Here is a 4,412-nt window from a genome sequence, read left to right on the forward strand (position 1 = left end):
CGACTGGGCAATCATTAATGGTGCTTGTCCAGAATTGCCGGGGACTGAGTGGGAAAGCAAACCGGAGTTTTGTCCTACGCTTTCGCAGGTCGTTCAGCCTGAAATCGTATTGCCCGGCATTGCCAGCCGTGCCGCAGTTCAGGAAGAAATTGAGCGAGTTAGGGTCGTAAAAGTGCTGCCATTATCGCAAGTCGAGTAGCGCGAAGGGCTTTCGATTGGTAGCCGGCATCGGCCGCACGAAAATCTACCAAGCCATAAGCGACGGAAGCCTGAAGGCCCGCAAGTGCGGGAAGCGAACGCTCGTTCGTATCCGCCGCGGCAGACACGACGCGGCCGAAGCCAGCGCACCGACATGCACAGCAGGGCCGGAAGGGAACGCATCAAGCGGCTTTCCCGAAAGCGGGATGCCGCGCCGGTGCCCGCTTGCCGTGAGCCGGTCGGGACGCCGCTGATCGAACACGGTCTTCAGCAGATGCGGCAGGCCGGAGGCGACCAGCGTCGTGACAAGGAAATGGTCGGCGATTTTTCGGCGATCATGCGACTGGCTGCGCGACCAGAGCCACCAGGCCGCCGTCAACGCCAACAGCAGGTGCTCGTCGGCGCCCCAGGTCAGCACTTTCGCGACCCCTTCGGTCGGACAATTGGTGTGTGCCGCGATGACGTTTGCAATCGCGATTTTAGCAGCCGTCGGACGAACCGTAACGAGAGCCATCGTCGGTGTCTGCCTCTTTGTTGGAAGAACATTTATCGACGCATAAGCAGCATTAGGGTTCCAATGAAACGCGACCGCCGTCGCCGGATGGGCCGCGATTTTCAGACACGCGAGCGCAGCGACCGCTCCCGGACCACAGGGCTTGGGACCCCGCCGGCGCGCTGTCGGGTTTCAATGTCCGCGTGTAGGCATGTTTTTCGGGATAGAGTAGGTCGTCCCGCCTGAACCGATCAGCTTGAACAACGCTCTGTCGCCTTCCTGCTTGGCCGCGTCACGGCTTCTTTGCCAACCTATCCTTAAGGGCTGACCTGCAGCGTCGCAGACGCGCCATTCCCATTCAGTGGGACTACCGCCACAATCGGTTATGATCAGTTTCAACATGATTGTGTTTTTCGAGCGTAAAAGATGAACAATCCAACTGAGATCGCATTTTATGACGCTTCGGTGAATCAGCCTTGATTTGACGCAAGGCGAGTGGAACAACCGCCTTCGGAGGGATCGTCACACCATGAGAAGAGCGATGTTATCTGTCCCGATCGCGAGCCCGGTTATCAACGGATCGAACTGGTATCAAAGATCGGCGACCGAGGCGGCTACCGCTGAACCGTTTCCCGCTCAAGCCGCTCTCAAACACCCGGCCGGCGCAAAAAACCACCGGTGACTCTCCTAAGCCGTGCTAAAGCGGCTCGACTAAGCTGCCTCCCAGGAGTGGATATTTGGGAAAACTTTAGCGTTTCCAAAAAGACCGATTGACTTTCCTCTAGTGGAGGCGGTGGGCTTGTCCATGGCCCAACGACCGAGCGAACTCGCAGAGCGCATTTCCAACCTGCGTAAGCCGACTGACAGAATCATGCGTGAAACGTTCAGGCTGCCGGTCGAAGCGGCTCGCGTTATGGCTCGCGAGATTATCAGACAGGCTCCACGGGACGGTTACATAGCCGTTGTCGAGCAATGGCGGCCATTACCCAACGGGCAGATTGAACTCACGACGCGCCGTTTGCGGGCGGCAGACTAAACTTGATCACCGATCCCGCGGCAGCTTGCCGTTTCACTCGATGGTGCTGCTTTAGTTGGTCAGCCGCCTCGCGATGACACACGATGTCTGAGCTCGGCCTGTACCAGGCGGTGAAGCTCCTTGAGACGCGCTCGGCGAGGAAAAGAAGACCGACGAACCGCTCACCAAGCTCGCGCAGAGCGAAGTCAACCAGCACGCGCAGGCGGCGAGACGCAATGCCGGAGGAAAGATCGAAGGTCATCCCCACCGCGTGAGGATTGTCGCGGCATCGGCGGTCTCTATCTGTTCTGTATACCGGGCGTGATAGAGCCGCATCAGCATGTTGTGACCTTCGTCAGACGAGCTGCACACCGCGTCGCGCACGACGATGACGCGGTAGCCAATATCAACCGCGTCCAGTACCGTGGCCAGCACACAGACATCGGTCTCGGACCCCGAGACGATCAGCGCGTCCGCCTCGCGCTCCCGCAAATGCTCGGCCAGACTGGGTTCGGCAAGGGCGGAATAGCGTGTTTTGTCGATGACGGTCGCCGGGGGGCAAAGCGCCGCGAGCGGCGGCATCAACTCCAATAACCGCAGATCAAGGCACTCGCGGGTTGCCAGGCGCCACCGGGTGTAATAGCGCCGCCACATGCCCGGCATCTGGTCGGGACGTTCGGGCGGGATGAAGCGAGTGAAGATGCTTCGTTCGGGATGACGGTTCGCGAGCGCCGCCGCGACCGGCAAGACCCTGTCCATCCATGGCGTCGGCCAAGGGCCTTCGGCCGAAAAAATCCGCTGCATGTCCACGCACAGGTGCACGCTGCGTTCGGTCAGGGGAAGAGGCAATAGCTGATCGCCCATGCCGCGCTCAGCCTTCTACAACCATCGCCGCGCCTGCCATGCGAGCACCGCGACAGCGAGCCACGAAGCCGCAGCGAGGACGAGAGCCCAGGCGGCAGACGGCACGATCATCAGCCAGATCACGAGGCCAAAAGCCGCCAGCCCCAAACTTCCGAGTGCCGCTCCGGCGGCATCGAGCGCCGCGGCTTCCTTGCCGCGCCGCGCTCCCGGCAGACCCGCTTTCTCCTTGCGTTGCCGAATATGCTTTTCGATCAAAGTCGCGCTTGCGGGAAAGATCGCGGGAAAGGCGAGAAACAGCCCGCCAATGACGGGTCCGAACCAGGCCGCGATGAGGCCTGCAACTACGGTCATCGCCCCGCCGAGCACGAATCTGACGAGATACTCGTACCAGCGCGTCTGACGAAGGGCGGAAGGCTTGAACTGGACGATCATGAGAGCTGAAACAGGGCCGCTGATACACCAAACGCAACTACGAACCAGACAATCAGAGTTGCCATCGTCGCGGTCCGCGAAGACAGCAGGAATTTTTTGAGCAAGACGCACACCACCCAGCTGTAGGCGGCGAGCGCGAAAGCCCCCACGATCATCGAGCGGCCTTCCACGGCGGCAAACGGAGCGCCCTTTTGCGACAAGGTGATAGGAAGCGTCGCGAGGGCAATCGACGGAGCAGCGCCGAACAGGCCCGCGAAGCTTTTAGGGCGCAAGGTGTCGCCAAGCACCGCGAACGCAGACACCGCGATCCCGCCGGCAAGGAACCGTAAGCCATATTCAACCATCATTGCCACCTGTGGAACCAACTGACAGCTAACGGTTAACCTGTGGGTCAGTTCAGCGTCTTTTTGCGCTGCGCCGCACACCCCTCCCTAGGACCTTCGCCATGCCGAACTTCATCAACTTGCCGCCTTTTACGGAAGATGACGACGTGCATGTTGTCGTGGAAACGCCCCGCGGGAGCAGAGCCAAATTTGCGTACGATCCGAAACTCGAAACCTTCATTCTCTCGAAATCGCTCCTCACAGGGCTGACCTACCCGCACGATTGGGGCTTCGTGCCCTCCACCAAAGCCGATGACGGCGATCCGCTCGACATCATGGTGATCCACGATGCGGCGACTTTCCCGGGCATCGTGCTGACCTGCCGCATCATCGGCATTCTTCAGATCGAGCAGAAGAGCAAAAAGAAGGCCGAGCGCAACGACCGCCTGTTCGCCGTGCCCCGACGCTCGCACTCCGAGCAGGCGATTCGCGACGTCCGGGACCTCTCAAAGCCGATTCAGCAAGAGCTTGAGAAGTTTTTTATCGCAACTGACGAGCTTGAAGACAAAAAACTGGAGATCATCGGGTGGAAAGGCCCCAAGATCGCGATGAAGACGATCAAGGACAGCGCCAAGAGTTTTTCGAGGGGCGGCGAGTAACCTGCTCAACATCACCGCCGGAATAATCAGGCGATAGTGCTCATCTGATACGTGTTCGTCGGTCGGTTGGCTTATTTTTGGGCGGCGGTTTGGGCAGGCGTAATCTGGTGCCTCTCTCTTACGTCCTGCTGCCCGGCGCCGTTGTTCTGCCCGCTAGGCTCCGCAACGATTGCATTGCCACGCCGCCGAGGTTGTCCGGTGCAGGGCAAATTAATTGCGTGCCAGCTTCTTGCATGGCGGAGCCGGCGCGATGTTCCGGCTTTATACTGATAAGCGCACCGTAATGCGCAACATAGTCCTGCGCCATTCGTTCTGCAGAAAATCGGCGTTCAAACTGCGCGCGCACTTCATAACGGCTCAACTTATCGAGACGCTGAATGGCCTGAACGGCCTCCTCTTCCGCCTCGACCATAAAACCGGTGATTCCC

7 protein-coding genes and 1 pseudogene are annotated in these 4,412 nt (G+C 59.6%); 2 read left to right on the top strand and 6 right to left on the bottom strand.

Features of this window, described 5'->3' with window-relative positions; all coding sequences use genetic code 11:
* Positions 1-199: hypothetical protein (locus VFL62_RS10560; RefSeq protein WP_325172321.1), on the top strand; the 199-nt coding region annotated here is incomplete at its 5' end.
* Positions 200-244: 45 nt separating this feature from the next.
* On the opposite strand, the gene VFL62_RS10565 is transcribed toward VFL62_RS10560, so the two are convergent.
* The 5 genes from VFL62_RS10565 to VFL62_RS10585 all read right to left on the bottom strand — a co-directional run bounded on the left by VFL62_RS10565 (position 245) and on the right by VFL62_RS10585 (position 3,346).
* Entirely contained in the window at positions 245-712 is a 468-nt protein-coding gene (locus tag VFL62_RS10565) for a phosphatase PAP2 family protein (RefSeq protein WP_325172322.1), read from the bottom strand.
* A 983-nt stretch (positions 713-1,695) separates the two neighbouring features.
* Entirely contained in the window at positions 1,696-1,968 is a 273-nt protein-coding gene (locus VFL62_RS10570; RefSeq protein ID WP_325172323.1) for a hypothetical protein, read from the bottom strand.
* Positions 1,965-2,570, bottom strand: a complete 606-nt coding sequence (locus VFL62_RS10575; RefSeq protein WP_325172324.1) for an isochorismatase family cysteine hydrolase — start codon at positions 2,568-2,570, stop codon at positions 1,965-1,967. The genes VFL62_RS10570 and VFL62_RS10575 overlap by 4 nt, the downstream gene beginning before the upstream one ends.
* A 15-nt stretch (positions 2,571-2,585) precedes the next feature.
* On the bottom strand, positions 2,586-3,002 hold the full coding sequence (locus tag VFL62_RS10580) for a hypothetical protein (RefSeq protein ID WP_325172325.1): 417 nt from the start codon (positions 3,000-3,002) through the stop codon (positions 2,586-2,588).
* Complete coding sequence (locus VFL62_RS10585; protein WP_325172326.1) at positions 2,999-3,346, bottom strand: DUF3147 family protein; 348 nt, start codon at positions 3,344-3,346, stop codon at positions 2,999-3,001. The genes VFL62_RS10580 and VFL62_RS10585 overlap by 4 nt, the downstream gene beginning before the upstream one ends.
* Positions 3,347-3,447: 101 nt before the next feature.
* Here VFL62_RS10585 and VFL62_RS10590 point away from each other — a divergent pair, with 101 nt between their 5' ends.
* The gene (locus VFL62_RS10590; protein WP_325172327.1) at positions 3,448-3,984 is read left to right on the top strand and encodes an inorganic diphosphatase; all 537 of its coding nucleotides are present in this window, start codon (positions 3,448-3,450) and stop codon (positions 3,982-3,984) included.
* Positions 3,985-4,102: 118 nt separating this feature from the next.
* Here the strand turns inward: VFL62_RS10590 and VFL62_RS10595 are convergent.
* A pseudogene (locus VFL62_RS10595) lies at positions 4,103-4,412 on the bottom strand (hypothetical protein); the annotation flags it as partial.

The sequence above is a fragment of the Bradyrhizobium sp. genome (genome assembly GCF_035701725.1).
Lineage (GTDB): Bacteria > Pseudomonadota > Alphaproteobacteria > Rhizobiales > Xanthobacteraceae > Bradyrhizobium.

Bases quoted from the DNA above. Each gene is read 5' to 3' on its own strand.
- VFL62_RS10565 (WP_325172322.1), bottom strand. From the start codon at position 712: ATGGCTCTCGTTACGGTTCGTCCGACGGCTGCTAAAATCGCGATTGCA.
- VFL62_RS10570 (WP_325172323.1), bottom strand. From the start codon at position 1,968: ATGACCTTCGATCTTTCCTCCGGCATTGCGTCTCGCCGCCTGCGCGTG.
- VFL62_RS10575 (WP_325172324.1), bottom strand. From the start codon at position 2,570: ATGGGCGATCAGCTATTGCCTCTTCCCCTGACCGAACGCAGCGTGCAC.
- VFL62_RS10580 (WP_325172325.1), bottom strand. From the start codon at position 3,002: ATGATCGTCCAGTTCAAGCCTTCCGCCCTTCGTCAGACGCGCTGGTAC.
- VFL62_RS10585 (WP_325172326.1), bottom strand. From the start codon at position 3,346: ATGGTTGAATATGGCTTACGGTTCCTTGCCGGCGGGATCGCGGTGTCT.
- VFL62_RS10590 (WP_325172327.1), top strand. From the start codon at position 3,448: ATGCCGAACTTCATCAACTTGCCGCCTTTTACGGAAGATGACGACGTG.